This is a genomic window from Lentibacillus populi (genome assembly GCA_014642895.1).
Taxonomy (GTDB): domain Bacteria; phylum Bacillota; class Bacilli; order Bacillales; family Amphibacillaceae; genus Lentibacillus_C; species Lentibacillus_C populi.
Window position 1 is genome coordinate 9,432 of the sequence record BMJD01000006.1, and the last position, 25,504, is coordinate 34,935.

At 40.2% G+C, this 25,504-nt stretch carries 26 protein-coding genes and 1 other RNA gene; 22 read left to right on the top strand and 5 right to left on the bottom strand.

The genetic code is table 11. The annotated features are described in order from the left end of the window. Positions 1-169 precede the first annotated feature (169 nt). Both ptsP and IEX12_RS05895 read right to left on the bottom strand, forming a co-directional pair. Positions 170-1,882 carry a phosphoenolpyruvate--protein phosphotransferase gene (gene ptsP, locus IEX12_RS05890; protein WP_188724786.1) on the bottom strand — a complete coding sequence of 571 codons (1,713 nt, stop codon included), beginning with the start codon at positions 1,880-1,882 and terminating at the stop codon, positions 170-172. 152 nt (positions 1,883-2,034) lie between these two features. Continuing rightward, a complete protein-coding gene (locus IEX12_RS05895; RefSeq protein WP_188724787.1) occupies positions 2,035-2,952 on the bottom strand; it encodes an alpha/beta hydrolase in 918 nt (305 codons plus the stop codon). A 163-nt stretch (positions 2,953-3,115) separates the two neighbouring features. Between IEX12_RS05895 and secG the strand changes: the two genes are divergently transcribed. The 8 genes from secG to ssrA all read left to right on the top strand — a co-directional run bounded on the left by secG (position 3,116) and on the right by ssrA (position 10,483). Beyond that, the gene (gene secG / locus IEX12_RS05900; RefSeq protein WP_088053020.1) at positions 3,116-3,349 is read left to right on the top strand and encodes a preprotein translocase subunit SecG; all 234 of its coding nucleotides are present in this window, start codon (positions 3,116-3,118) and stop codon (positions 3,347-3,349) included. Positions 3,350-3,453: 104 nt separating this feature from the next. Next, a complete protein-coding gene (locus tag IEX12_RS05905) occupies positions 3,454-4,200 on the top strand; it encodes an alpha/beta hydrolase (RefSeq protein ID WP_088053021.1) in 747 nt (248 codons plus the stop codon). Between the two features lie 49 nt (positions 4,201-4,249). Continuing rightward, positions 4,250-6,445, top strand: coding sequence for a ribonuclease R (gene rnr, locus IEX12_RS05910; protein ID WP_188724788.1), 2,196 nt, complete (start codon positions 4,250-4,252; stop codon positions 6,443-6,445). A gap of 466 nt (positions 6,446-6,911) precedes the next feature. Next, positions 6,912-7,655 carry a metal ABC transporter ATP-binding protein gene (locus tag IEX12_RS05915; protein WP_088053023.1) on the top strand — a complete coding sequence of 248 codons (744 nt, stop codon included), beginning with the start codon at positions 6,912-6,914 and terminating at the stop codon, positions 7,653-7,655. Continuing rightward, positions 7,652-8,509, top strand: a complete 858-nt coding sequence (locus IEX12_RS05920; RefSeq protein ID WP_088053024.1) for a metal ABC transporter permease — start codon at positions 7,652-7,654, stop codon at positions 8,507-8,509. Before IEX12_RS05915 ends, IEX12_RS05920 begins: the two co-directional genes overlap by 4 nt. Before the next feature lie 23 nt (positions 8,510-8,532). Beyond that, the gene (locus IEX12_RS05925) at positions 8,533-9,471 is read left to right on the top strand and encodes a metal ABC transporter substrate-binding protein (protein WP_088053025.1); all 939 of its coding nucleotides are present in this window, start codon (positions 8,533-8,535) and stop codon (positions 9,469-9,471) included. 83 nt (positions 9,472-9,554) lie between these two features. Then, positions 9,555-10,022: an SsrA-binding protein SmpB gene (gene smpB / locus IEX12_RS05930; protein ID WP_088053026.1), complete on the top strand. Its 468-nt coding sequence runs from the start codon at positions 9,555-9,557 to the stop codon at positions 10,020-10,022. 116 nt (positions 10,023-10,138) lie between these two features. Continuing rightward, positions 10,139-10,483: a transfer-messenger RNA gene (gene ssrA / locus IEX12_RS05935) on the top strand. 483 nt (positions 10,484-10,966) lie between these two features. Here ssrA and IEX12_RS05940 read toward each other — a convergent pair. Both IEX12_RS05940 and IEX12_RS05945 read right to left on the bottom strand, forming a co-directional pair. Further along, on the bottom strand, positions 10,967-12,328 hold the full coding sequence (locus tag IEX12_RS05940; protein ID WP_188724789.1) for a replication-associated recombination protein A: 1,362 nt from the start codon (positions 12,326-12,328) through the stop codon (positions 10,967-10,969). 458 nt (positions 12,329-12,786) lie between these two features. Then, positions 12,787-13,371 carry a YjgB family protein gene (locus IEX12_RS05945; protein WP_102414975.1) on the bottom strand — a complete coding sequence of 195 codons (585 nt, stop codon included), beginning with the start codon at positions 13,369-13,371 and terminating at the stop codon, positions 12,787-12,789. Between the two features lie 340 nt (positions 13,372-13,711). On the opposite strand from IEX12_RS05945, the gene lipP1 reads away from it, so the two are divergent. The 14 genes from lipP1 (at position 13,712) to IEX12_RS06015 (ending at position 24,044) form a co-directional block, all read left to right on the top strand. After that, positions 13,712-14,683 carry a LipP1 family hormone-sensitive lipase gene (lipP1, locus tag IEX12_RS05950; protein ID WP_102414976.1) on the top strand — a complete coding sequence of 324 codons (972 nt, stop codon included), beginning with the start codon at positions 13,712-13,714 and terminating at the stop codon, positions 14,681-14,683. Between the two features lie 374 nt (positions 14,684-15,057). Next, the gene (locus IEX12_RS05955; RefSeq protein WP_188724790.1) at positions 15,058-15,198 is read left to right on the top strand and encodes a hypothetical protein; all 141 of its coding nucleotides are present in this window, start codon (positions 15,058-15,060) and stop codon (positions 15,196-15,198) included. Next, positions 15,167-15,781 (top strand): SAP domain-containing protein, encoded by a 615-nt coding sequence (locus IEX12_RS05960; protein WP_102414977.1) that lies wholly within the window; start codon positions 15,167-15,169, stop codon positions 15,779-15,781. Before IEX12_RS05955 ends, IEX12_RS05960 begins: the two co-directional genes overlap by 32 nt. Positions 15,782-15,899: 118 nt before the next feature. After that, positions 15,900-16,157: a type II toxin-antitoxin system prevent-host-death family antitoxin gene (locus tag IEX12_RS05965; protein WP_102414978.1), complete on the top strand. Its 258-nt coding sequence runs from the start codon at positions 15,900-15,902 to the stop codon at positions 16,155-16,157. Positions 16,158-16,159: 2 nt separating this feature from the next. Further along, entirely contained in the window at positions 16,160-16,477 is a 318-nt protein-coding gene (locus tag IEX12_RS05970; protein ID WP_088053043.1) for a type II toxin-antitoxin system RelE/ParE family toxin, read from the top strand. 50 nt (positions 16,478-16,527) lie between these two features. Continuing rightward, positions 16,528-17,583, top strand: coding sequence for a M42 family metallopeptidase (locus IEX12_RS05975; protein WP_102414980.1), 1,056 nt, complete (start codon positions 16,528-16,530; stop codon positions 17,581-17,583). A 137-nt stretch (positions 17,584-17,720) separates the two neighbouring features. After that, positions 17,721-18,056, top strand: a complete 336-nt coding sequence (locus tag IEX12_RS05980) for a nucleotidyltransferase family protein (RefSeq protein WP_088053045.1) — start codon at positions 17,721-17,723, stop codon at positions 18,054-18,056. Beyond that, positions 18,011-18,418 carry a nucleotidyltransferase substrate binding protein gene (locus tag IEX12_RS05985; protein WP_088053046.1) on the top strand — a complete coding sequence of 136 codons (408 nt, stop codon included), beginning with the start codon at positions 18,011-18,013 and terminating at the stop codon, positions 18,416-18,418. The genes IEX12_RS05980 and IEX12_RS05985 overlap by 46 nt, the downstream gene beginning before the upstream one ends. 406 nt (positions 18,419-18,824) lie before the next feature. Continuing rightward, entirely contained in the window at positions 18,825-19,178 is a 354-nt protein-coding gene (locus IEX12_RS05990) for a lmo0954 family membrane protein (protein WP_088053048.1), read from the top strand. 17 nt (positions 19,179-19,195) lie between these two features. Continuing rightward, complete coding sequence (locus IEX12_RS05995; RefSeq protein ID WP_088053049.1) at positions 19,196-19,831, top strand: PspA/IM30 family protein; 636 nt, start codon at positions 19,196-19,198, stop codon at positions 19,829-19,831. Positions 19,832-20,082: 251 nt separating this feature from the next. Beyond that, entirely contained in the window at positions 20,083-20,814 is a 732-nt protein-coding gene (gene liaF, locus IEX12_RS06000) for a cell wall-active antibiotics response protein LiaF (RefSeq protein WP_088053050.1), read from the top strand. Then, positions 20,811-21,854, top strand: a complete 1,044-nt coding sequence (locus IEX12_RS06005) for a sensor histidine kinase (RefSeq protein WP_088053051.1) — start codon at positions 20,811-20,813, stop codon at positions 21,852-21,854. Before liaF ends, IEX12_RS06005 begins: the two co-directional genes overlap by 4 nt. Beyond that, a complete protein-coding gene (locus tag IEX12_RS06010; RefSeq protein ID WP_088053052.1) occupies positions 21,847-22,479 on the top strand; it encodes a response regulator transcription factor in 633 nt (210 codons plus the stop codon). The genes IEX12_RS06005 and IEX12_RS06010 overlap by 8 nt, the downstream gene beginning before the upstream one ends. 323 nt (positions 22,480-22,802) lie before the next feature. Beyond that, a complete protein-coding gene (locus IEX12_RS06015; RefSeq protein ID WP_286170954.1) occupies positions 22,803-24,044 on the top strand; it encodes a coiled-coil domain-containing protein in 1,242 nt (413 codons plus the stop codon). 302 nt (positions 24,045-24,346) lie between these two features. Here the strand turns inward: IEX12_RS06015 and IEX12_RS06020 are convergent, their stop codons facing one another. Then, complete coding sequence (locus tag IEX12_RS06020) at positions 24,347-25,381, bottom strand: aromatic acid exporter family protein (protein ID WP_230856012.1); 1,035 nt, start codon at positions 25,379-25,381, stop codon at positions 24,347-24,349. Between the last annotated feature and the right edge of the window lie 123 nt (positions 25,382-25,504).

Here is a 25,504-nt window from a genome sequence, read left to right on the forward strand (position 1 = left end):
GATCGACCGCGCAAAGTCGCCGATCGACCGCGCAAAGTCGCCGATCGACCGCGCAAAGTCGCCGATCGACCGCGCAAAGTCGCCGATCGACCGCGCAAAGTCGCCGATCGACCGCGCAAAATAAAAACCCGCCCGGACACATAGATCCCAGGCGGGTTCATTCTAAAACTTATTCCGTTTTCTCCCTCACAAATTCTACAACTTCTTCCGCGGTTCCCATGCTTAACAGCTTGTCCTTATAGGAAGATAGTTTTTCCTTTGATAACTTGTGAATCTGAGTTCTGGCAGGTAAGATCGATGTTGCACTCATACTAAATTCATCAAGACCAAGGGATAAGAGAATCGGAATCGCAATTGGGTCCCCAGCCATTTCGCCACACATGCCAACCCATTTATCTTCGCCATGCGCAGCTTCGATAACATTGTTAACTAAATTCAATATTGCTGGATGATATGGCTGGTACAGATAGGAAACGCGTTCGTTCATACGATCGGCAGCCATTGTATACTGTATCAAATCATTCGTACCGATGCTGAAAAAGTCTACTTCTTTAGCGAATTGTTTGGCGATTACAGCGGTAGATGGGATTTCGACCATAATCCCGACTTCAATATCATCCGAAACATCCACGCCTTCACCTGTCAGGTTTTCCTTCTCATCTAATAGAACTGCTTTTGCTTGGCGAAATTCTTCCAGGGTTGCAATCATTGGAAACATAATTTTTAAATTGCCATGAACACTTGCTCTCAGCAGTGCCCGCAATTGTGTGCGAAAAACGGATTCATTTTCCAGACAGAAGCGAATTGCGCGGAAGCCTAAAAATGGATTCAGTTCCTTTGGCAAATCCAAATAGCTTAATTCCTTATCACCGCCGACATCCAGTGTTCTTACAACAACAGGTTTATCGCCTACTTGTTCTAGCACAGCTTTATATGCATCATATTGCTCTTCTTCGGTTGGCAGCTCTGATTTACCCATATATAAAAATTCAGTTCGATAAAGTCCGACACCTTCTCCACCATTAGCCAGGACACCTGTAATGTCTTCAGGAGTACCAATGTTGGCGACTAATTCTACTTGTTCACCATCTGCAGTAGCCGTAGGCTCATCTTTTAATTTTGCCCATTCCTCTTTTTGTTGAGCAAAGTTCGCTTGTTTTTCTTTGTATACTGCTAATTCATCAGTGGATGGGTTAACGATGACTTTTCCTTCCAGCCCGTCAACAATAACCATATCATCATGTGAAACTAAATTGGTTATTTCCTTTGATCCGACAACTGCTGGAATTTCGAGTGACCTTGCCATAATGGCTGAGTGGGATGTGCGTCCGCCAATATCTGTTGCAAAACCTTTTACAAACTGCCGATTTAACTGGGCTGTATCGGACGGTGTTAAATCATGGGCAATCACAATTACCTCTTCATCGATTAATGCCGGGTCTGGGAAGGTAACCCCTAATAAATGCGCCATAACACGTTTTGTAACGTCCTTAATATCAGCCGCACGTTCTCGCATATATTCATTATCCATGTTTTGAAACATTTCAATAAACATGTTAGCAGTTTCCTCTAACGCAGCCTCAGCCATAACGTTTTCCGACGTGATTTTGTCCTTGATTGGATTAATCAGCTCAGGATCACTTAAAACAAGCAAATGGGCTGAGAAAATCTCGGCGTGCTCATCTCCGATTTCCTGTTTGGCATGTGCTTTTATTTTTTCCAATTCCTGCTTCGAGGTTGCTAATGCTTTATCCAAACGGGCAATTTCTTCGTTTGGATTATCAATCGGTTTTTTCTCAAAAGCTAAATCGGGAGTTACAAGCTGATATGCTTTGGCAATTGCAATCCCGTTTGATGCAGCAATTCCGTCAATATATGACATTCTTTACGACCAGCCTTTCCAAATAATAAGGTATGTAATTCTACCTATTATTCTAACCTCTTTTGTGCAGTAGTTTCAAGTTATGAAGCGCTTTAGAATAAGGTTTTAGTTGAAAGCGTTTTTATTATCCGGCTTCTTCCAAGGATTCCAAATTAAGCCGACAAATTTCTGCTTATCCATTCCACGACATGTTGATAAACTTCTGCTTTATTGCTTTCATTCAGAATTTCATGACGGCCATCTTTGAAAAGTGTAACTTTAATATTCTCCAGGTCAGCTTTTGCATACATGTTAGCCGTTTTCCAAATGCCTTTTCCGTAGCTGCCAACCGGATCAGCATCACCGCTAATGAGCAGCATTGGCAGGTCATTTCGAATCATTTGATTACCCTTTTGATCATGAATGGTCGATAACCCGGTCATCAAATCGACAAAAAATTGGGCAGTTGGAATGTATCCACAGTATGGGTCATCCATGTATGTCTGGACAATTTTGGCATCACTAGTTAACCAGTCAAAGGCGGTCTCCTTTGGACGAATTCGTTTGTTAAACGTACCAAAGGCAATAAAATTCATGACCTTGCTTGGCTTTTTAGGTGGCAGGAGCGAAGCAATTTTTCGTCCCGTATAGGAGGTTAACGGCGGATAGAAACCTGTTCCTGCCAGAATGACGCCTGCAATTTCGTTACTATGTGTCTGGATGTAGGTGCGAGCTAAAAAGGAACCCATGCTATGGCCTAGTAAAAAAATTGGCGTACCAGGTAATTCCTGTTTAATATGTTTGGTTATTGTATAGAGATCTTCGGCGGTCTTGGAGAAACCAGATTCATCAGCAAGATAGCCTAACATCCCTTGTTTGTCCCCAGTTTTACCATGTCCTCGGTGATCATTTCCGTAAACGAAGATATCTTGGGCAACCAAAAACTTGGCAAAATCCTTGTAACGATTAATATGTTCAACCATTCCGTGGGCAAACTGGATGATTGCTTTTGGTTTCCTGTTTTCTTCATACCATTTTTTCAGATAAACTTCCGTACCATCATTCATTGGCAGCCAATATTCACGTTCCATTCTATTCACCCGTTTCTATAGATTCTATATAATCAGGATAAGATTAATTAAATGATACGTCCAATTATATATAATCCAGGTTTACTAAAAAATCACTTGCTATCTAAAACAGAATTATGCTAAAGTAATGAATAGGTATTTGTTCGTTTCAGGAGGTGCGGTAATGTTAGGTGTAATACACGTGTTATTAGTTATCGATGCAGTAATTATGATTATTTTAGTTCTATTACAATCTGGGAAAAGTGAAGGCTTATCTGGTGCAATTTCAGGTGGGGCTGAACAATTATTCGGTAAGCAAAAAGCTAGAGGTGCGGATCTTATCTTACATCGAAGTACAATCGTGACTGGAGTAATCTTCTTCGCCTTAGCTTTCTTAAGTGCATATGTTTTACAATAGGTAATACACATAACCCTTACTGCATGTCGTGGTGGGGGTTATTTTTTGTCAAATCATGTACAATAGAATAATAATGTAAGGATTTAAAAAGGAGTTTGTGCATAATGAAAATAAAACAACCAGAACCTTTTACGTTTAAAGCTGGCCCGCGTGCGGTATTGTTATTACATGGGTTTACCGGGCATTCGGCTGATGTACGAATGCTGGGACGCTTTTTGGAAAAACAAGGGTATACTTCACATGCTCCGATTTACAGAGGACATGGATTGCCACCGGAAGAGTTAATCAAGGCAAACCCCGACGAGTGGTGGGAGGATGTCCAAGAAGCGCTTCAACATCTGCGGGATCTTGGGCATGCGGAAATAGCTGTTGCCGGTTTATCGCTTGGAGGTGTTTTAGGACTAAAACTAGCTTATTTGGAAAAGTTGCAAGCAGTAATCCCGATGTGTGCACCGATGTTTTTTGACAATGCGACACAGCTGACGCAAGGATTTAAATCATTTGCCAAGGAATACAAGCAGCTGGAAGGAAAAAATGACGATACGATTAAACAAGAAGTCGCTGATTTGGTAGAAAATTCTACAGACCTGTTTAAACAACTGGGAAGCATTATTGCCGAAGTAAAAAACAATGTCGACACCATTTACACCCCGACATTTGTTGTTCAGGCCCGAAAAGACCAAATGATTAATACAGATAGCGCGGAATTTATTTATGACAGTGTTGAAGCGGAGAATAAACAAATCAAATGGTATGAAGAATCTGGTCATGTGATCACACTTGATAAAGAAAAAGAAAAACTGTACCAGGATATTTATCATTTCCTGGAATCACTTGACTGGCACGAATGATTTAAAAAGCGCAAAAAGGTCAACAATAGAGGAGAAAGAAGGTGAACGTATGAAGGAAATAAAACAACAGGTACTTGATTTTTTCCATGAAAGTGGGACAAGACCGTTGTCTATTAATGAATTAGAGGAAATATTGGAGCTTGAGTATGCTGAGGAATTTAAGGAATTGATAAAATCACTAAATGAACTGGAAGAGGCGGGAGAGCTTGTTCGAACCCGCAAAAATCGTTTTGGTTTGCCGGAAAAAATGAATCTGATTCGCGGCCGTATTCAAATGCATGCGAAAGGTTTTGCCTTTTTGATTCCAGACGATGAGGATCAGCGCGATATTTATATTCATCATTCCGATATGGCGTCAGCGATGAACAATGACAAGGTTTTAGTTCGTCTGGAAAAGAAAAGTGACGGTGGAAGCAGACCAGAGGGAACGGTCATTCGAATTTTAGAGCGAGCCGTTCATACCGTTGTTGGGACATTTGAAGATAATCGCGCTTTTGGTTTCGTAATTGCCGATGACAAGCGAATTCCGAATGATATTTTTGTACCAAAAGGCATGACAATGGGAGCAGTAAGTGGTCATAAAGTTATCGTTCATATTACAAAGTATCCAGAAGATAGAAAAAGTGCAGAAGGCGAAATTATTCAAATCCTCGGTCACAAAAATGATCCGGGCATCGATATTGTTTCCATTATTTATAAGCATGGAATTAAGATAGATTTCCCCGATGAAGTTTTAGCGCAAGCAGCGAATGCTCCGGATACGATCAAGGAGGAAGAGATAGTACTGCGCCGTGATTTACGTGATGAGACAATTGTCACGATTGATGGAGCGGATGCAAAAGATCTTGATGATGCCGTATCCGTAAAACAATTGGACAATGGCAATTACCAGCTAGGCGTATATATTGCAGATGTGAGCTATTATGTAAAAGAAGGTACACCGATGGATAAAGAAGCCTTCGAACGAGGGACTAGTGTGTATTTGGTAGACAGGGTTATTCCCATGATACCTCACCGGCTGTCTAACGGGATTTGTTCCTTGAACCCCCAAGTAGACAGGCTCACATTAGGCTGCCAAATGGAAATCAATACAAAAGGTGAAGTTATCAACCACGACATTTTCCAAAGTGTTATTAAGACAACGGAACGGATGACATATCGTGATGTCAACAAAATTTTAGTTGACAAAGATAAGGAACTACGCGATAAATATGATGCGCTTGTTCCGATGTTTGAGAAAATGGAAAAGCTTGCAGCCATTTTACGCGGCAAGCGAATGGGACGTGGGGCAATTGATTTTGATTTTAAAGAAGCACAAGTATTGGTTGACGAGAATGGGAAAGCAGAGGATGTAATATTACGTGAGCGTTCGGTTGCCGAGCGTTTAATTGAGGAATTTATGCTGGCAGCAAACGAAACGGTAGCGGAGCATTTTCATTGGATGGATGTACCATTTATCCATCGCATTCATGAGGAGCCAGATCAAGGAAAGCTGCAGCATTTTTTCGAATTTTTAGCCGGCCTTGGTTATGTTGTTAAAGGTACTGCTAATGAAGTACATCCACAAGCATTACAAAAGGTGATTGAAGAGGTTCAAGGAAAGCCTGAGGAGATGATCGTTTCCAAACTGATGCTGCGCTCCATGAAGCAGGCAAAATATGATCCGCAAAGTATTGGGCACTTTGGCTTGGCAACAGAGTTTTACACCCACTTTACATCGCCAATTAGAAGGTATCCTGATTTGATTGTTCATCGATTAATCCGGACATACTTGATTGAGAAACAGATGGATAAGCAAACGATTCAGGCCTGGAAAGAACGCATGCCGGAAATAGCCAGACATACATCAGAAATGGAACGGACGGCAGTCGATGCCGAACGGGAAACCGATGATCTGAAAAAAGCGGAATACATGCAGGATCGCATTGGTGAAGAATATACAGGTGTTATCAGCTCGGTTACCAACTTTGGTATGTTTGTTGAATTGGAGAATACGGTCGAAGGACTTGTCCATGTGAGTACGCTGACCGATGATTATTATCATTACGATGAACGCAATCAAGCATTGATTGGTGAACGGACGAGCAATATGTACCGCATCGGGGATGAGGTTCGAGTTCGTGTCGAAAGTGTAAATTTGGATGAGCGTGCTGTCGACTTTGAATTGGCAGGGGCAAAAAGACGTAAGAAACGTGATAATGAAATAAATGGTCGTAAACCACGTAAACCAAAAAGAAAATCCTAAACGGAATTTTGCAAGGAATTGCTGGCTCAAACAGGGCTGGCAATTTTTTTGTTTAAAGAGGATGTTCAGAAAGTCACCAAATGATAAGCGGCGAATCGTGTCGCCCGCTTGCTTTTCCGCTCCTCATGTACCTGGGATAAGGATCTTCTGCTAAAACCGCCCACGACAATCGCCAACAGCAGAAGTCAGTACCTCCTGTACAAGCCCGGTGCCGGGAGCTACGCCGCCTCGACCTTCTTGCTTCTCATTAGGCGACTTTTGAACACGCACTTAAAAAAACTAAAAAACGTTTGTGTTGTCATCAATTTGTCATGGCAGCATGAGAATACAATGAGTTTTGCGTTAGGTAAATTTTATTGTTGACATAAAATTATTTAGATTATATACTACAAATTATACTAAGGTTAATTAACCTGTATAACGTCAAAAAACAGTTGTGCAGCGGTGAAGAAAAGAGGGGTAGAAAATGATTAGTTCTGTTGCTGTAGAGCATTTATCTGTATCCTACTATGGTAAAGAGGCAGTAAAGGATGTTTCTTTTGCCATTGCTCCAGGTAAGCTCGTGGGAGTTATTGGTCCAAATGGAGCGGGAAAGTCCACCTTGTTAAAAGCCGTTTTGGGGCTAATACCCAAAGATAATGGTCAGATAGTAATTTTGAACAAAGATAGGAAGGATATTCGGAAAAAGATTGCCTATGTGCCGCAAAGAAGTGATATTGATTGGGACTTTCCAATATCGGTTATTGATACGGTGCTAATAGGGAGCTATCCAAGGCTTGGGATGTTTAAAAAACCGAAAAAGCAGGATAAAGAATTTGCGATACATTGTCTGGAAAAGGTGCAAATGCAAGATTTTAAAAACCGGCAAATTGGTGAGCTTTCTGGTGGACAGCAGCAGCGTGTTTTTATTGCACGGGCCCTTGCTCAACAGGCAGAAGTTTTTTTTCTTGATGAGCCATTTGTAGGAATTGATATCGGTAGCGAGGAAACAATTATTCGGATATTAAAGGAACTTGAGTGTCAAGGGAAAACAATTTTAGTCGTTCACCATGATTTAAGTAAAGCAAAGGATTATTTTCAGCAGGTCCTTTTACTGAATCAGGAGCTGGTCGAATTTGGCGATGTGGATGATGTGATGCAGCCAGAGACAATTATCCGAGCTTATCAAGGGCAACTCTCCTTTTTAAAAGAACTGGGGGTGAAAGCATGAACTTTTTAGAAGCAATTATGCATTATGAGTTTTTGGAAAAAGCTCTGTTAACATCTGTCATGGTTGGAATCATTTGTGGTGTAATCGGATGTTTTATTGTACTAAGAGGAATGGCTTTAATGGGGGATGCTATTTCACACGCGGTTCTTCCGGGTGTTGCGGTTTCTTATTTCCTCGGGATCAACTTTTTCTTTGGCGCGGTTTTCACTGGAGTGCTGACCGCCATTGGGATCGGTTATATTAGTCAAAATAGCCGGATTAAAAACGATTCTTCCATTGGGATCGTGTTTTCCGCGGCCTTTGCACTTGGGATTATTTTAATTACGCTAATGAAGAGCAGTACCGATTTATACCATATTTTATTTGGGAATGTGCTGGCTGTTCGGTCCTCAGATATGTGGATGACCTTGATAATCGGTCTGATTGTACTTGTTAGTGTTTATGTTTTCTATAAAGAGTTACTTGTAACCTCTTTTGACCCGACTATGGCACAAGCATACGGACTCCCAACAAAATTGATTCACTATTTTTTGATGACTTTATTAACCATGGTCACGGTTGCATCGTTACAGACAGTTGGAATCATCCTGGTGGTTGCCATGCTGATCACGCCAGCATCAACGGCATACTTGTTGACCAACCGGTTATCGACCATGATCTTTCTGTCCGCAGGTTTTGGTACGATTGCATCTGTGATCGGTCTTTATATTAGTTATAAAGCTAACCTGGCATCGGGTGCTACGATCGTCTTGGTGGCAGCAACAATGTTTGTTGTAACGTTTATTTTTTCTCCAAAGCATGGCGTGTTATGGAAAAAAATTCGTACGCGCAGAAAACGGGCTTCTTATTCTTAAAACAAATTGGAGGGGTATGGAAAATGAAGAAATACATTATAACTTTTTTGTTTGCTGCAGTTCTTTTGATTGCAGGGTGTTCAGGCGATAAAGGCGACGGGAAGGATGCTAAAGCAAGTGATGATAAGCTTCAGGTTGTGACGACGTATTCCGTTTTATATGATATCGTGAAAAACGTCGCAGGAGATCTTGCGGAGGTTCATAGTCTTGTACCAATCGGAACGGATCCGCATTCGTATGATCCATTGCCAGATGATGTGCAACTAACAACAGACGCAGATATTGTATTTTATAATGGATTTAATTTAGAAACCGGAAACTCCTGGTTTCAAAATATGATTGAAACAGCTGGTAAGTCTGAAGAGGATGCGACAGTATTTCGCATTACGAAAGGGATCGATCCGCAATTACTTAAATCCGGCGGGCATAAAGGTGAGCCCGATCCCCATGCATGGCTGGCTGTGGAAAATGGTATTAAATATGCGGAAAATGCAAGAGATGCTTTGATCAAGATCGATCCGGATAACAAGGAAAAATATGAACAAAATGCAACGAAGTACATTAAAAAGTTGGAAGCATTAGAAAAAGAAATAGAGAAAAAAGTGGCGGAAATACCAGAAGAAAAGCGAGTGTTGGTAACAAGTGAGGGGGCGTTTAAATATTTCTCGGCAGCATATGGATTTCACGCAGCATATATTTGGGAAATTAATGCTGAAAATGAGGGCACACCAGATCAGATTAAATCCGTTGTCGATTTAATTAAGGAAAAGGACATTCCTGGATTATTTGTAGAAACTAGTGTCGATCCTCGCAGTATGGAAACCGTCTCAAATGAAACAGGTGTACCAATCGTTGGGAAAATATTTACGGATTCATTAGGGAAACAAGGTGAAGATGGAGATACGTATATAAAGATGATTGAATGGAATGTCGATATGATCACTAAAGGATTAACGGAGTAGAAGGCAATTATTTTGGCATACTGGCTAAATCCACTGATTTTTGATAAAATAAGAGCCACGCAAGCAGTAGGAGGAAGCCGGGTATGCCAAAAGGAATCGGAAAAACAATCGCGCAAAATAAAAAAGCATCGCATGATTATTTTATAGAGGATACGTATGAAGCCGGAATTGTACTTCAGGGCACTGAAATTAAGTCAATCCGTGCGGGCAGAATCAATTTGAAAGATGCCCATGCACGAATTGATCGTGGTGAAGTAAAGCTGATTAATATGCATATTGCCACATATGAACAAGGGAATCGATTTAACCATGATCCAACTAGAACCCGCAAATTGCTGCTGCATCGCAAAGAAATAGATAAATTGATCGGATTAACGCAGCAGCAGGGGTATGCACTGGTACCGTTGAAGGTCTATATTAAAAATGGTGTAGCAAAAATATTAATCGGTCTTGGCCGAGGGAAAAAGAAATATGATAAACGGGAAGATTTAAAGCGGAAGCAAATGAAACGCGATATCGACCGGGCAATCAAGGATCGCGACCGCATGTAAAGCTTACCAGGTATTGATTTTTGTCAAGTTTGTGATATAATAAGAATTGTCGTTAGGACGACAGTCAATTTAATAATTGCTCAAGCTTACCCGAGCGTTACTCTTTACGGGGACGTTACGGATTCGACAGGGGTAGATTGAGCTCAGGTTGCACGTCGAGGTTACGGCTCGTAAAACGTTATTCGCCTAAATATAACTGGCAAAACTAACAATCAACCAGCTTTAGCTGCTGCGTAAGTAGTTCTAAAGCGATCCTTCCTGCATTCGCCCGTGATGCAGATTGAAGGGTCTCAAATGAAGCGGGCTATACTGTCATTCGCCGTCTCGAGGATGATAGTTGAAACCAATCAGACTAGCTGCTCTAAAAGCCTGTTGGCAGGCCGATGATGCAGTGAAGACTAATATACCAACTACGCGTGTAGAAGCCTGAGTGGCAATACCTCTGGACGTGGGTTCGATTAGTAAATAGTCGCCTTTTGTAGTAATACAAAAGTGAAAATCCGGCTTTATCGGTGAAACCTAAGTTGTTATTTATAGCAATAAGGCAATGCCGAGCGGTGTGTGGAGCAATCCAACAGCCGTGTATCGACTTATAGGCTGCCATTCCAATGGTAGTACTAGGATGCGAAATCTTGCCTTGATAAGGTAAATAAACATTTCGCATAAGACGCCGGAGAACCTGTGAAGTGATCAGGTTCAAGATATAGTCAGTGCCATGACGAAAGCATGGAAGAGCATGTCCCACCGTCTCCACCAATACATATTTGGTGGTTTTTTTTGTTAATAAAACATTATCTAAAGGAAATTTGTTATAGCGCAAAAAAACCTTCTTCGAATAATCTCTTTTTGTTTAATTGATCATCACTATACTTCCCATTTTCTTGGAGTAACAGAATTATATCTGCTTAGAATCCACCCAGCTCGTTTTTTCTTTTGTTCTATTCTTAAGAATAGGTAGATTTCTCCAAGGACTCGAAATACATCCATTTTCTTTTTAATGTATAGTGTATATGAGTCTTAATTTTACTGCAGGGATCTAGACAACGATTAATTACGAAAGCTTCAACCCAACGATCCTTGGGGAAGAATCGATCCGAACTCCATTGTTTCCATAGGTGGTGCATCGTCATTACATCCAGATACGCTAAACTTTTCGTCACTACAATATCTTTTTCTTTTGTTGGTGCATTGCGTAACTGCATGGGAACCGGTTCATTCATGGATTCTTTAGCATCTTTTTTGGCCTTTGAATAGGCTGCATAGGCGGAATTTGACTTGGGTGCCATTGAAAGATAAATGACGGCTTGTGTAAGGTGTACATCACACTCCGGCATTCCAATAAATTGACAGGATTGAAAAACAGCTACCGCTATCTCTAAAGCCCTGTTGTCTGCTAAACCAATATCTTCACTAGCAAATCTGACCAATCTCCTCGCAATAAACAAGGGGTCTTCTCCAGCTTCCAGCATTCGTGATAACCAATAAATAGATGCATTAACGTCACTATTTCGCATCGATTTATGGAGTGCTGATATGATGTTATAATGTTCTTCCCCGTCCTTATCATATAGAAGCGACTTCCTTTCAATAATTTGGGAAAGATCTTCTTTTCCAATAGCAATGGAATCTTCTTGTTCTTTTCCGTTGAGTACGGCCATTTCTAAAGTATTCAAAGCAATTCTCCCATCACCATCAGAAAACGCCGCTATTGCCTGCAGTACACCATCTTCCAGTTGAATATGCTGATCACCAAACCCTTTTGGATCAGCAATAGCTTTTTGTAATAATTCAACTATTTCATTACTCGATAAGTTGTATAAAGCAAAAACTTTACTGCGTGACAACAAAGCAGAATTTACTTCAAAAGAAGGATTTTCAGTAGTTGCACCTATAAGGATGATGCTTCCTTTCTCAACATAGGGCAGAAAAGCATCCTGCTGCGCCTTATTAAACCGATGAATTTCATCAATAAACAAGATATATTTATCACCTAATTCTCTGTTTTCTTCAGCTTCTTTCATCACATTGCGAATATCTTTGATCCCCGTTGCTACAGCTCTAAAATCAATAAATTTCGACTTCGTATGATTAGCAATAATTCTAGCCAGCGTTGTTTTTCCAACTCCGGGAGGACCCCAGAAAATCATGGAGGAGACTTGATCATTCTCAATCATTTCCCGTAGAACCTTTCCTTCTCCTAATAAATGTTTCTGTCCCACCAAATCCTCCAAATGTTGAGGTCGCACCCTGTTAGCTAATGGGCGATGCTTATCATTATTATTTTCAAATAACGAGCCTTGCTTCAAGAGAAACACCTCCTTATCGATTTTATTGTGTTTCAAGTTGCAGAAATCATATAGCTTAAAATTTATTGCCTAAACGATATTAAATTATATTGGGTGAACTACGACTTTGGAATGAAGGAAACTGGGAATAAAAAATATATTAAAGACCTAACTTTTTTTCAAAACACGCACTTTCTATTTGTTCGTTAGTCTAACAAAACCACATATGAATAAAACCGTCACCCTTAGGAATTATAAACTCAAGTTATGGTTATATTTATAATTGAATTCAACCTTCTTTCCAGCCTAGTAACAATCATCTCAAATTCCTATAATTTGCACAATAGGTTATTCCACAAAATGGCCCTTATATGCAATACTGGCGCTAATCCTTATTAGGGAAAAGCGCGCGTTTGTGGCAATCCAAAACACAAAAGTAGGGTCGCCTCAATTTTGAGACAACCCTACTAAATAAACAGCTATTTCGCTTCTTTTAAATTCACATGATCAACTGTCTGATCACTGCCAACGACAAAATGAAGCTCATAATCTCCCGTTTCATAAACAAAGTCCATTTCATTTGTGTCAGGAACAGCAAGAATATTATCCGCACTTCCTATTTGTTCACTCAATACGGCAGGTGTGATTCCACCAAGGTTTGTTTGTCTTTCAACACCTGTACCAAAGTTTCGGATTTCAGATATGGTATTATCTTTGTTATAGGAAAAACCATATCCGGGATTCCCCATATTCCAGCTATACAAATCAAATTGGCCCTTAACCTTTTGAGGACTACCTAACTTTTGGTGAACGTCCCTTTTTGTGCTTTTATTGATTTTAAGCCCGTGAACCGAACTGGGCATTTCTCCAGTAAAGGCCTGATCATAAATGTTGTTCAAGTACTCAGCTGCCTCTTGGTTCGTAATAGAAGAATGGATACCCGAAACAGATGAAGCAGGAATACTAGTATCGGAACTTTCAGCAGCAACGGACGACAACCCTGTCCCAGATAACGCGAAACCAAAAGCAGTTGCGCCAACTAACAACCCTTTTTTAACATTCATACTTTATCTCTCCTCTCAAAACTAACTTTTCATTCTTACTTGTTGTCTTCCCATCATTTACTTTTTAAAACATCAAAAATACTAGCCGCCATGAACGAAGTAAAGATCTTCCATGGTGGTGACCACACTGCTTCCTTCGCTGAGCAGCGGAACTAGTTTCTGCACGGTGAAATAAGGCCCTTTGGCATTGATTCCTTCTCTTCGCTTGGCGATGAACATTTGTCTTGAATTTCAAATGACTGTCGAAGAAGTATTCCAATTCGTTAAATGTATTACGATGATGAATATACATTGACATAACATAAAAGAATAAGAAAAACTAATATGAAGGAGAATGATCATGCCCGTAAATCCTAAAATTCAGTTTTTCCTGGACAAACTAAATGCACTTCCGAAAGTTCCTATGGATGAAATTGAACCGAAAGCTTATCGACAAATGGAAAAGGAATCAATAAAGGATATGCCGCAACTGAATGTACCAGTTAAAAAGGTGGAGAATCGGGTTCTGCAATTAGAAGGTCGGGATATTCCCATACGAGTTTATACTCCGAATAAAGGGATGGCTCCATACCCGGGATTGGTTTATTACCACGGTGGAGGATGGGTTCTGGGGGATTTGGACAGTCATGATTCTGTTTGCCGATTCCTTGCAGATTCAGCAGCATGCATCGTTATTTCGGTCGGTTATCGTTTAGCACCGGAACATAAATTTCCTGCTGCGGTAGACGACGCCTACGATGCACTTGAATGGATTGCAATGCACGAAGCGGATTTTGCGATTGATCGTAACCGAATTGCTGTTGGCGGGGATAGTGCCGGCGGAAATCTTGCAGCTGTTGCTTGCATTATTGCCAAAGAACGAAAAGCACCGGAAGTTTGTCATCAACTGCTTTTGTATCCTTCAACAGGATTTAAGGAGGAACCGCCTTCGTTAAAGGAGAATGCAGAAGGATATTTTTTAACTTTAGAATCAATGAACTGGTTTAGAAAGCATTATTTCAATCGTGATGACGACATGCTTCATCCATATGCTTCACCGATCTTGTATCATGATTTAAGCGGATTGCCTTCAGCTACAATTTTGACAGCTCAGTATGATCCGTTACGTGATGTGGGGAAAGCGTATGCTGACGAACTGAAAGCAAATGATGTAGAAGTTTTTTACAAAAATTACGATGATCTTATTCATGGATTTGCAAATTTTGCTGGATTTGTACCTGAAGCGAAGGATGCGCTTGAAGATGGTGCCAGGAGTCTTCGAAATGCCTTTGTACTCAGTGTAGAGCGGACGAGCGCAGGTGATATTTCATAACGGGTGGTAAGAACTAGCCTTGGAGGATAATCGCTATAGAATGAGCTGGAATCGCTAAATATTTCTTGAGAATCGCTGTAGATTTCCCGAGATTCGCTGTAGTTTGAATCAAAAACGCTATAGATATGCCATATTGCGACTGCATGAACGAACTGGAGCTTAAGCTGCTGAAGATCTAGACCTGGCAGCAGGAAAAATATTTTATTTCCGTTGTTTGATATGAACGACAGGTGTAAGACTTAGATCATTGGAAATGCATCTTCTTTAATTAAACCACGAAGCGATCCTTGTCGTTGAAAAATACAGGGGAGTTGATAATGTATGAACGTGTTGGGTAAAGCATAAGAACGACAAGCTGAGGAAGAGGGATTGCCTTGATCCAGATGGCGAAACAAATCGGACTGGCACCGGAAGAGGTTAGAAAGTTTATTAGAGGCCATAAAACAAACGTGGAAAAGATCAGTATTGGGGGAAGTTTACAAAATGAGACAATTTCATCCGGATATGACAATTAAGGAATTTGAACAGCACTATTGGTACAAGGAGGACTTGAAAAGAATTTGCCGCGAACACAATCTCTCATCACATGGTATCAAAGCTGAATTAGAGGATAGAATTAAAGGATTTCTCCAAGGTGAAATAGTACCGGATAAAAGGAAGCAAAGTTCAGGTCAAAGAAAGCGTAAGAGCCCTGCTGAAATTTCGTTGGATACAAAGTTGATTCCGGATGGATTCAAATTCAATCAGCGGGCAAGGGGATTTTTTAAAGCATACTATAAAGTTTCAAAGTTTTCTTTTACTAAAGAGATGGCATCTGCCCTAAGAGACGCTGAGCGAAGGAGCGATCAGGACATGACGGTAGCTGACTTGATTGCTATTTACGAAAATGGGAAAAGAATACGAACAACATCCCCTGAAGACAGAACTTATCAGTGGAACAATTTTGTACGCGATTTCAATAGCGATGATCGAACAAAAGGAATGAAAAACAAAATGAAGGTAGCGGCATATTTATGGAAGCAGGTTAAAAATAATCCTGGTTCGAAGGAATATAACGGGGAATTATTAGATAAATTTGGTAATGAACTGAAAAAGTGATGTAACGTATTTCACATACTTGAGGAATAATAAGTAGTCCAATTATAACCATCTAGGAAAGTGGCTATTATATCAACAAAATGATACAATAATGATATATATTGAGGAGGTGCTCCAAATGCCATTTATTCGAGCAAGTTCTGACTTAAGAAACAAGTATAATGAAATATCGGACTTTTGCCATAAATATGATGAACCAGTTTATATTACGAAAAACGGTCAAGGTGATTTGGCTGTAATGAGTATTGAAACATACGAAAAACTTATCGGGAAATTTGAACTGTATAAATTGATTGATGAAGGTATTGCTGACATAAACAAAAATAAGACACGACCATTTAAAGAAGCATTGGCAGATATTCAAAAGGATTTGTAGGTATGAAATCCTACAATATTGTTTTGTCAAATGTTGGTGAACATGATTTACTTGAAATCGGCAGGTATATTTCCATGGAGCTATTAGAACCTGAATTAGCACGAAAACTTGTTTCTAAAATCGGAGATGCTATTCTGAGCCTGGAACGTATGCCATATCGAGGTGCTTTGGTTAAAGATAGGCGTCTTGCTCAAATGGGGATAAGATATCTGCCGGTTGAAAATTATATTGTTTTTTATGCGATAGATCAGAAAACAAAAGTAGTTTCAATTGCAAGAGTACTATATAGCAGAAGAAATTGGCAACATCTATTGATTTGACCATTTTCTAATCCTCTTAACGTATGAATAGTTTGAAAGGAGTTAGCAAAATGAATACATATCCAAACATAACCGAAACAAAAGAGCAAATTAAACAGTTAGTCGCAATCCCAAGTCCTTCCGGTTACACGGAAAAAGTGATTCAGCATGTCGATCTTTTTTTACGGAATTTACAGGTGGCAACAAGACGAAACCGCAAAGGTGGCTTAATCGCGACATTACCTGGTAAAAATGAAAAAGAACATCGCATGTTAACAGCTCATGTAGATACCCTAGGTGCGATGGTAAAGGAAGTAAAAAGTAATGGCCGGCTTCGTCTCGATCTGATTGGCGGATTTAAATATAATGCGATTGAAGGTGAGTACTGCGAGATTCATACATCAAGTGGTAAAGTTTTTACCGGGACCATTCTGATGCACCAAACGTCCGTCCATGTTTATAAAAATGCTGGGGACGCTAAGCGTAATCAGGAAAACATGGAAGTCCGGATTGATGCCAGGGTTGAAAATGCTGAGGATATTCGCGAACTCGGCATTGAAGTTGGCGACTTTGTATCATTTGATCCGCGTGTCGAGCTAACTGAAAACGGGTTCATAAAATCCCGCCATTTGGATGACAAAGCAAGTGTCGGTATTTTACTGCAGTTAATCAAGCGACTGAAAGAGGAAAATGTGACACTTCCATATACGACACATTTTCTGATCTCAAACAATGAAGAAATTGGCTATGGCGGGAACTCGAATATACCCCCTGAAACGGTTGAATATTTGGCGGTTGATATGGGAGCAATGGGAGATGGGCAGTCGACTGATGAGTACACGGTTTCCATTTGTGTGAAGGATGCTAGCGGTCCATACCATTACGGGTTGCGCAAACATTTGGTTGAGCTGGCGGAATCACATGATATCAGTTATAAATTGGATATCTACCCATACTATGGATCAGACGCATCGGCAGCAATCAGGGCCGGTCATGATATTGTCCACGGACTTATTGGACCAGGCATCGACTCCTCCCATGCTTATGAGAGGACGCATGAAACATCATTGGAGTGTACGGAGCAGTTGCTGTATTATTATGTGCTTTCAGAGATGGTTAAGTATTAAGGAAGTGACGTTAAAAGGGCGAACTTACTCATTTGGGTGGGTTCGTTTTTAATGTTCCAGTTACATTCCAGCGTTAGGACGTTAAGTTGATGGATCGAATATGATATAATAGTGAAAAATGGCGGACGGTGATTATCATGACTTATAACAGAGATCAAACGTTGATGCATCTAAAAAATATAATTAATACAACGTTAAAAGATACGCCGGCAAATGTATATCTTTTTGGATCATGGGCTCGAATGGAGGAGAAAAGAACCTCTGATATTGATGTAGCACTGCAATCACAAGAAGAAATTCCAACAATAAAACTGGTTGAACTTCGGGAAAGAATTGAGGAATCAACGCTGCCATATCGTGTTGATTTAGTGGATTTATCAAAGGCGAATCCGGATATTGTTAAAAAGGTTAAAAGGGAGGGAATACAATGGAAAGATTGCTCGAACGAATCCAAGTCGCAAACAGGGCTCTAAAGGTATTTGATGAATTAGTAAATATTAAAGAACCAACTAGTATAGAGCGTGACGCGGCTATTCAACGTTTTGAGTTTAGCTTTGAGGCGTGCTGGAAAGCGGGTAAGCAATATTTATACGATGTTGAAGGCCTGGATATTGGTTCTCCAAAGGGGGTTATTCGTTCTTTTCGTGAAGTTGGTGTTTTCACAGAAGAAGAAACTGTTTCTGGCTTGCGAATGGTCGATCACCGCAATTTAACTGTTTATACATATAACGAGGATTTAGCTATTGAAATTTTTGGTGTTTTACCTCAATATTACCCACTTCTTTGTGATTGGATGGAACGTATTGATAACAGGGTTCATATGGATGAGGAATAGGAGATTAGGAGTGGATTTCATTGTCTCTTTTGGTTAATACGATGTCGATAATTCTCATTTTAATCGGTATTACTGCTTTCTCTCGATCTATGAAATATCGCCTTAATCGTGTTTACTTTAAATTAGGACCGATCAAAATCCCGTTTTGGTTCTGTAAAACGACTGCTTCCGTATTTGTTATTGCCCTTGCGATTTTCGCGCTAAAAAATAATAGTTTGTAAAATCATGACCACCCGTTGGACGGGTGGTCATGATTTTTATGCTTACAATATTATTCCACAAAATTCGAGCGGAGCCAGGTACCTACGTCTCAGGCCCTACTAAAAAATATAGCTCAGGCTCATTATCGAAATCCCAATTACCCGATATGATAGAGACAAGATAAGGAAAGGAGGATTCGACATTCATGAACAAGTTTCTATTGTTTTTAGGTGGATTGGCGGCACTGTTTGTTTTACTTGCCATGTTAGGCCCGATGGTACTGCTGGCAGTGAGTATTTGGCTGTTGTATGTGATCTTTAAGCAATTTATGAAAAGCGATTCGACAATCGGAAAAATTGGCTGGGTAATAGCAGGACTGATCGTATTCGGTATTGGCTTATCCAATATTTACGCGATAATAGGTGTGGCAGCGGCATATGGATTGTATTTGATTTTCCGAAATTTCAGAAGTGATCGTTCCGAAGCAAAAGAAAAAACGATAGTGGATGATGACCCATTCGCAAATTTTGAAAAGCAATGGGCGGAGCTTAACCAATAAAAAAGGAGTGTTTCTACATGTCAAACTTATTTACACGTATAAAAGATTCCGTTTCAGCGGATCTGCATAACCTATTGGATCAAAAGGAACAAAAAAATCCGATTGCTGCGTTAAATCAATACTTGCGGCAAAGTGAACAAGAGAAGGAAAAGGTCCGCAAACTTGTGGAACGGCAGTACAAACTCAAGGATGAATTTACGAGCGAATATCACAAAGCACAGGACTTCGCTGATAAACGGTTAAAACAGGCAGAGGTTGCTGAAAAAGCGGGAGAAGAACAGCTGCATCAATTTGCCATGAAAGAGCATGATGAGTATCAAGCGCGTGCAGACCGAATGAAAACGTTAAGGCAAGAGGCAGTAAATCAGCTGGAAAGTCTGGAGCAAAAATATGAAGAAATGAAACATAAACTAAAGGACATGCACATACGCCGGATGGAGTTAATGGGCCGTGAAAACATTGCCCATGCCCACCATCAAATGAATAAAGTTATCGAAGAATCCTCGGACAAGCCATACTCGCGTTTTGCGGAGCTGGAAAATTATATTGAAGGTCTGGAATATAAGGTAAACAGCTCTTATTACCGCAGTACCTTCGATAGTAAGATTGCTCGTTTGGAAAAGGAAATGAAAGAACAGGAAAAAGCAAATTAAATCTGCTGCATTCTGATAATGTAGGAATAAGGTAAAACATGGTATACTAAACAGGCGTAGCGACATGCGTCTGTTTAATTATTAGAAGATATGTAAAAAGTCACCAAATGATAGTCGGCAGTAAGGGGGCTTCTGCTAAAATCAGTCCCGGCAATCGCCGAAAACAGAAGCCAGCCCCCTTGAACTATGCAGCCGACTATTCTACTTTGGCTACTTTTTGAACATACTCGATAGAAAGGTGGATTGCCCTTATGTTTCATAGGTTGTCGACAGATACATTGAACTGGATCATGATCATTGGGGTGATCCTATTTATTATTGAAATTGTCTTTTTTCATGGCGGAATGATTTTTTCTGCCTTGGTATGTGGTCTGTTTATTTATATAGGCTGGAAGAAATTTTACCATATATGGGGGAAATTTATATTTTGGATCGGAATTATTGGATTGGTGATTTCTGTATTAAATATGCTGGCCGTACGATTTTTGCTTGTAGCAGGTATTGCTTTATTCATTATTGATTATGCCAAATCAAAAAAAGATAAAGATCAGGTTATTCCGTCCATTTCGACACAAAATAATCCGAATACAGAAGCACTGATCCGCGTGGCACCATTGTTTAACCATCGTGTGTTTGGTGACCAAAAAACGGCGGAAAATGCGTATTATTGGCGTGATATTAACATCCATGGTGCATTTGGTGATCGGGTGATTGATTTAAGTAATACAGTTCTTCCAGATGATACGGCTATTATCTCGATTCGCCATCTGGTTGGTAATATTGAAATCTACATTCCGTATGAGGTTGAAGTTAGTATTCATCATAGTTCGATATTTGGACGCGCTCATATTCTTGGTGAGCATCACTGGAACTTAATGAACCAAACCCTTTCCTATCAAACAGAAGGATATGATTCAGCTTATCCCCGTGTCAAAATCATTACCTCTTTATTATCAGGTGATATCGAGGTGAGGCGGATATGAATTTGATCATTCGACAAGTAATGCGAGCCGTTTTTTTTAGCCTGTTTATTTCCGTCGTTGTAATTGGGACCACCTTTATTGCTTTTCCATTAGATAATTGGACGGTGCTGTTGGAACGGAAAATTGAAGGTATTCCCTTTTTAGTACTGGTAGTAATTACTCCGATAGTAGCAGGTACTGTAATTGGAGTAGCGAATGGCTGGTATTGGCGGCAAAGATTGCACGTTTTGGATCGGCAACTGGCAGAACTAGTCAAGGAGCAAAAATTTGTAAGCGATGAGGAACCATACAAGGAATTGACAGAACTGCAAAAGCATATGGAACAAATCCAGCAGAATTTCCGAATCCAAGCAGAAAATAAGCAAAAATTAGCGACGGAGCGGGCAAATGAACGGGAAAAAAGCCTGCAAGAGGTTGTTATTCAGGAACGTAATCGTCTGGCAAGGGAATTACATGATTCGGTCAGTCAGCAATTGTTTGCCGTATCGATGTTGATGGCTGCAATTAATGAATCTGGTGGATCGCAAAATGGGAAACTGCAGAACCAGCTGCAACTGGTCGAAAAGATGATCAATCAATCACAATTGGAAATGCGTGCATTGCTGCTGCATCTAAGGCCGGTTGCGCTTAAGGGTAAATCATTGCAGGAAGGTATTAAGGAACTTTTAGTCGAACTAACGCAAAAGGTACCGATGGAGATCGACTGGAAAATAGAAACATTTACAATTGCTAAGGGAATAGAAGATCAGTTATTCCGAATTCTCCAGGAATCTGTTTCAAATACATTAAGACATGCCAAAGCGACAACGTTTAGCGTCTTATTAATTGAACGCGATGATACCATTATTTTACGTGTAATGGATAATGGGATTGGATTTGATGTGGAGCAAGCACGTGCAAGCTCATATGGTCTGCAAAATATGAGTGAACGAGCATATGAAGTTGGTGGCACGTTAAAAATTGTTAGTTTACCGAATCAGGGGACTCGGTTGGAAGTTAAAGTTCCGCGATTAAAAAATGAGGATGAGAGCGATGATTAAAGTATTATTTGCAGATGATCATGAAATGGTTCGAATCGGTGTATCAGCCTATCTTTCCGCCCAGCCTGATATTGAAGTGGTAGCTGAAGCGGACGATGGCGGATCCGCTGTTCACAAGGCATTGGAGTTAAAGCCGGATATTATTCTGATGGATCTTGTCATGAAAGATATGGATGGGATTGAAGCAACAAAACAAATTATTGAGAACTGGCCTGAGGCTAAGATTATTATTGTTACGAGCTTTCTTGATGATGAAAAAGTCTATCCTGCACTGGAAGCAGGGGCCACCAGCTATATGTTGAAAACCTCGAAAGCAAACGAAATTGCTGAAGCGATTCGCGCAACCCATCAGGGACAATCGATATTGGAACCCGAAGTTACGGGGAAAATTATGACACGCATGCGGGAAAAGCCTGACGAAAAGCTTCACCTTCAATTGACAGATCGGGAAATGGAAGTTTTAAAGCTTTTGGCAGAAGGGAAAACAAATCAGGAAATTGCCGATCAGCTATTTATTGCGTTAAAGACAGTAAAAGTACATGTAAGCAATATCCTTGGTAAATTGGAAGTACAGGATCGAACACAGGCAGTCATTTATGCATTTAAACACAATCTTGCAACATAATTCGACTAGGTCAAAAGGTACATGAAAATAATGGAATCAGGAAAATGGGTTGGATAGCCTGCCATGTTGTTTTGGCGGGCTTTTTGTTGTGAAACAGGATAATTTGTAACGAAAAAAGGAGTTTATCGTCAAATTTGAAACATAATTGTAATATTACTATTACATGATTGTCATTTTTAGATGATATACTACGAATTACCTAAGATAGTAAATACATATTCTTAAAAAATATAAATAAATCACATTACGCAAAAATGGAACAGGATTTAACATACATACATAGAAAGTTGCGGGTGTGAGTTAGGGAAGCGGGGAAAAGAAAGTTGAAAAAGACAATTGTAACAATGTCCACTGTTGCTGTAGTTGGTTTAACTAGTGCTTTTTTTGCGGAGACAGCACATGCGGAAAAAACAGTCTCCCAAATCCATGATGAACGTTCGGAAATTAAAGTAAATCTATCAAATGCGGAGGCAAAGATTGCCCAGGTGTTACTAGATTTAGAAGATCTGAACAAAAAAATTGCCAGAGTCGATGGTGCATTAGCGGAAAACAAGAAACAAGTGAAAGAAACAGAAGACAAAATTAAGGATACAAAGCAAAAGGTAGACGAGTTAGAAGAAGAAATAGCAGTTTTGGAAGATAAGATTGAAGAACGCTTTGAAATTATGAAAGAGCGAATCGTTGCTTATCAAAAAAATGGCGGGGACGTTCAGTATTTAGAAGTACTTTTCGGATCAAAAAGCTTTGGTGACTTTATTAGCCGAAGTTCAGCCGTTTCCAAAATATCAGATGCAGATGCTGATTTAATGAAACAACAGGAAGCCGATAAAAAGGCAGTTGAAAAAAAACAGGCAGCGGTGGAAGAAAAGCTTGATGAATTAAACGATATGAAGGCAGAGCAAGAAGCTATCCAAGATACGATATTGGAACAAAAAGAACAAAACGAAGCAGCAAAACAGGAACTAAAGGACAAAGAAGCCCAGCTTAAAGAGATGAAGGCTAATCTGGAAGGTAAAGATAGTAATCTTGCAGCATTGGAAGCCGACATTCGCTCAAGCATGGAGGCCGCTAATAATGATACGCCTTCTGTGAGTGGTGAAAGTAATGGAAGTTCAAGCTCGCACTCAACTACTAGTAAACCATCAGTAAAAGCTACTACTGCAACAGTACCAAGCGGAAGCACGGGTTCAGCAATTACTGCAGGAAATAAATATATTGGCAATTCTGTTTATGTATGGGGCGGTGGACGTTCAGCATATGATGTGCAACATGGCAGATTTGACTGTTCCGGTTTTGTTTCCTGGGCATATCGGCAAGAAGGTATTTCTCTTCCGGCAAGTACCGCAGGATTGTCAGGGGTCGGATCTAAAGTCTCCTACAGCAATATTCAGCCGGGTGATTTAGTATTTTTTGATACAGATGGAAGAAAGAATGGTCATGTTGGAATCTATATTGGTGGCGGTCAATTTATTGGCTCACAAAGTTCGACTGGTGTAGCTAAAGTAAGTATGTCAAATCCTTATTGGTCAAAAGCATTCAAAGGCCATGTAAGACGAGTTAAATAAGAAACAACAAGCGGGTAATTTCTAAAATGAAATTACCCGCTTTTTAAATAGATAAGAAACTATAAGAATTCAGGCTATGTTCCGCTCACTCCAGCGCTAAAGCGTTAGTACGCAACACCCGCATCCGTACGATAAGTCAACATCGACTCGGGTAAAAGGAGGAAGGCCGGCTAAAACCGGGCTGCCCTCGGGCGCCGGCATACACCTTAGTGGCATGTTTCCTTTATTTCCTGTGGTTGTTTGTTCGGTTAAAACCGCAATACCGAACCACATTAAATGGCAGAGCGAGAGCATTCCAGCCGCTAACCGGGCACGCTTTCGCTTTTGTTCTTCCTGTCATAGAAAGCTGCAACAAGGTTATAAATCGACACCACTTCATACAGAATAATTAGTTCTGGCGGGAAATGAGTCGGATGTTTTTTGTTCTTCGTCTCCACATTGTTTACCCAGTAAAGTTGCATCAGCTTATCCAACTCTTTTTGGTGAAGAATTGGATCATAATCTACCTTGTTGCCCATACTTAACGATAGCTTCCGGATTGCCTGTAATAAAATTGATCGTTCCTCGTTAGACCAGCTAATGGATTTTAATGGTGTTTTGATTAAATTATCCAAGTGATACTGGATAAGCCGTAATTGAATTACTTGCTTGCTGGCATGATCAAATGTGTCCTTTTTATTACCTGCTAATGGATGGTATTTTGTTTCATCCTTTTGAAACTTAATTAGTAGTTCTACATGATGTAATTTTTTATCCAATTGGTCAACAAGTTTATCTGCTCTATTTGTTTCCTGCTGTTCATTTTCCAGGATTTCTATTAGTACCTGATCGATTACGATTCCGGTCTGCTTAGCAACTTGTTGAATGTCTTTTACGATTTCTTCCGTATACTTCGGCGGCAGAACAAACAGATTGACAAGTGTAGAAACAAGTAAACCTGTTGTTGTTGTGCCTAGGCGGATGAAAAATGCAATTAAATAGTTATTGTGGATAACCTCCACCATTGCTACCGCCGTTAAAGTGGCCACTAATAGCCCGGCGTGCAACCGGAATTTGAAGCAGGTGGCAATCGTGAAAACTGCAGCTAGCGTATAGGTGAGCGGAGAATCGCCAAACAGGGATATGAAAATTACCGCATATGCAGAACCAATTGCGGAAGCTGGGAACCGCACAATTCCTTTTCTAATCGAATCCGCAACAGTTGGTTCAATAGTAACAATTGCTGTGATAACGGCGAAGACAGGTGGCCAGTTTAATAGCACACAGATCCAGGCCGTTATAAAAATGGCTATACCGGTTTTGACAGTACGTGTACCAGCTATCTGGAAATAACGCAACGTTGTCACCTCTTCCAACATATCCAAAATCAAATAGGGATTAAAAATTAATTATATCATAATGCATAACAGGCACTAGAGTAGGCACTTTTCCTTGACTTAAAAAGGCAAGATACTTTCTTT

What these genes read in the sequence shown, in the direction of transcription:
- ptsP (WP_188724786.1), bottom strand. Translation starts at nt 1,882, where the DNA reads ATGTCATATATTGACGGAATTGCTGCATCAAACGGGATTGCAATTGCC.
- IEX12_RS05895 (WP_188724787.1), bottom strand. Translation starts at nt 2,952, where the DNA reads ATGGAACGTGAATATTGGCTGCCAATGAATGATGGTACGGAAGTTTAT.
- secG (WP_088053020.1), top strand. Translation starts at nt 3,116, where the DNA reads ATGTTAGGTGTAATACACGTGTTATTAGTTATCGATGCAGTAATTATG.
- IEX12_RS05905 (WP_088053021.1), top strand. Translation starts at nt 3,454, where the DNA reads ATGAAAATAAAACAACCAGAACCTTTTACGTTTAAAGCTGGCCCGCGT.
- rnr (WP_188724788.1), top strand. Translation starts at nt 4,250, where the DNA reads ATGAAGGAAATAAAACAACAGGTACTTGATTTTTTCCATGAAAGTGGG.
- IEX12_RS05915 (WP_088053023.1), top strand. Translation starts at nt 6,912, where the DNA reads ATGATTAGTTCTGTTGCTGTAGAGCATTTATCTGTATCCTACTATGGT.
- IEX12_RS05920 (WP_088053024.1), top strand. Translation starts at nt 7,652, where the DNA reads ATGAACTTTTTAGAAGCAATTATGCATTATGAGTTTTTGGAAAAAGCT.
- IEX12_RS05925 (WP_088053025.1), top strand. Translation starts at nt 8,533, where the DNA reads ATGAAGAAATACATTATAACTTTTTTGTTTGCTGCAGTTCTTTTGATT.
- smpB (WP_088053026.1), top strand. Translation starts at nt 9,555, where the DNA reads ATGCCAAAAGGAATCGGAAAAACAATCGCGCAAAATAAAAAAGCATCG.
- IEX12_RS05945 (WP_102414975.1), bottom strand. Translation starts at nt 13,371, where the DNA reads ATGAATGTTAAAAAAGGGTTGTTAGTTGGCGCAACTGCTTTTGGTTTC.
- lipP1 (WP_102414976.1), top strand. Translation starts at nt 13,712, where the DNA reads ATGCCCGTAAATCCTAAAATTCAGTTTTTCCTGGACAAACTAAATGCA.
- IEX12_RS05960 (WP_102414977.1), top strand. Translation starts at nt 15,167, where the DNA reads ATGAGACAATTTCATCCGGATATGACAATTAAGGAATTTGAACAGCAC.
- IEX12_RS05965 (WP_102414978.1), top strand. Translation starts at nt 15,900, where the DNA reads ATGCCATTTATTCGAGCAAGTTCTGACTTAAGAAACAAGTATAATGAA.
- IEX12_RS05970 (WP_088053043.1), top strand. Translation starts at nt 16,160, where the DNA reads ATGAAATCCTACAATATTGTTTTGTCAAATGTTGGTGAACATGATTTA.
- IEX12_RS05975 (WP_102414980.1), top strand. Translation starts at nt 16,528, where the DNA reads ATGAATACATATCCAAACATAACCGAAACAAAAGAGCAAATTAAACAG.
- IEX12_RS05980 (WP_088053045.1), top strand. Translation starts at nt 17,721, where the DNA reads ATGACTTATAACAGAGATCAAACGTTGATGCATCTAAAAAATATAATT.
- IEX12_RS05985 (WP_088053046.1), top strand. Translation starts at nt 18,011, where the DNA reads ATGGAAAGATTGCTCGAACGAATCCAAGTCGCAAACAGGGCTCTAAAG.
- IEX12_RS05990 (WP_088053048.1), top strand. Translation starts at nt 18,825, where the DNA reads ATGAACAAGTTTCTATTGTTTTTAGGTGGATTGGCGGCACTGTTTGTT.
- IEX12_RS05995 (WP_088053049.1), top strand. Translation starts at nt 19,196, where the DNA reads ATGTCAAACTTATTTACACGTATAAAAGATTCCGTTTCAGCGGATCTG.
- liaF (WP_088053050.1), top strand. Translation starts at nt 20,083, where the DNA reads ATGTTTCATAGGTTGTCGACAGATACATTGAACTGGATCATGATCATT.
- IEX12_RS06005 (WP_088053051.1), top strand. Translation starts at nt 20,811, where the DNA reads ATGAATTTGATCATTCGACAAGTAATGCGAGCCGTTTTTTTTAGCCTG.
- IEX12_RS06010 (WP_088053052.1), top strand. Translation starts at nt 21,847, where the DNA reads ATGATTAAAGTATTATTTGCAGATGATCATGAAATGGTTCGAATCGGT.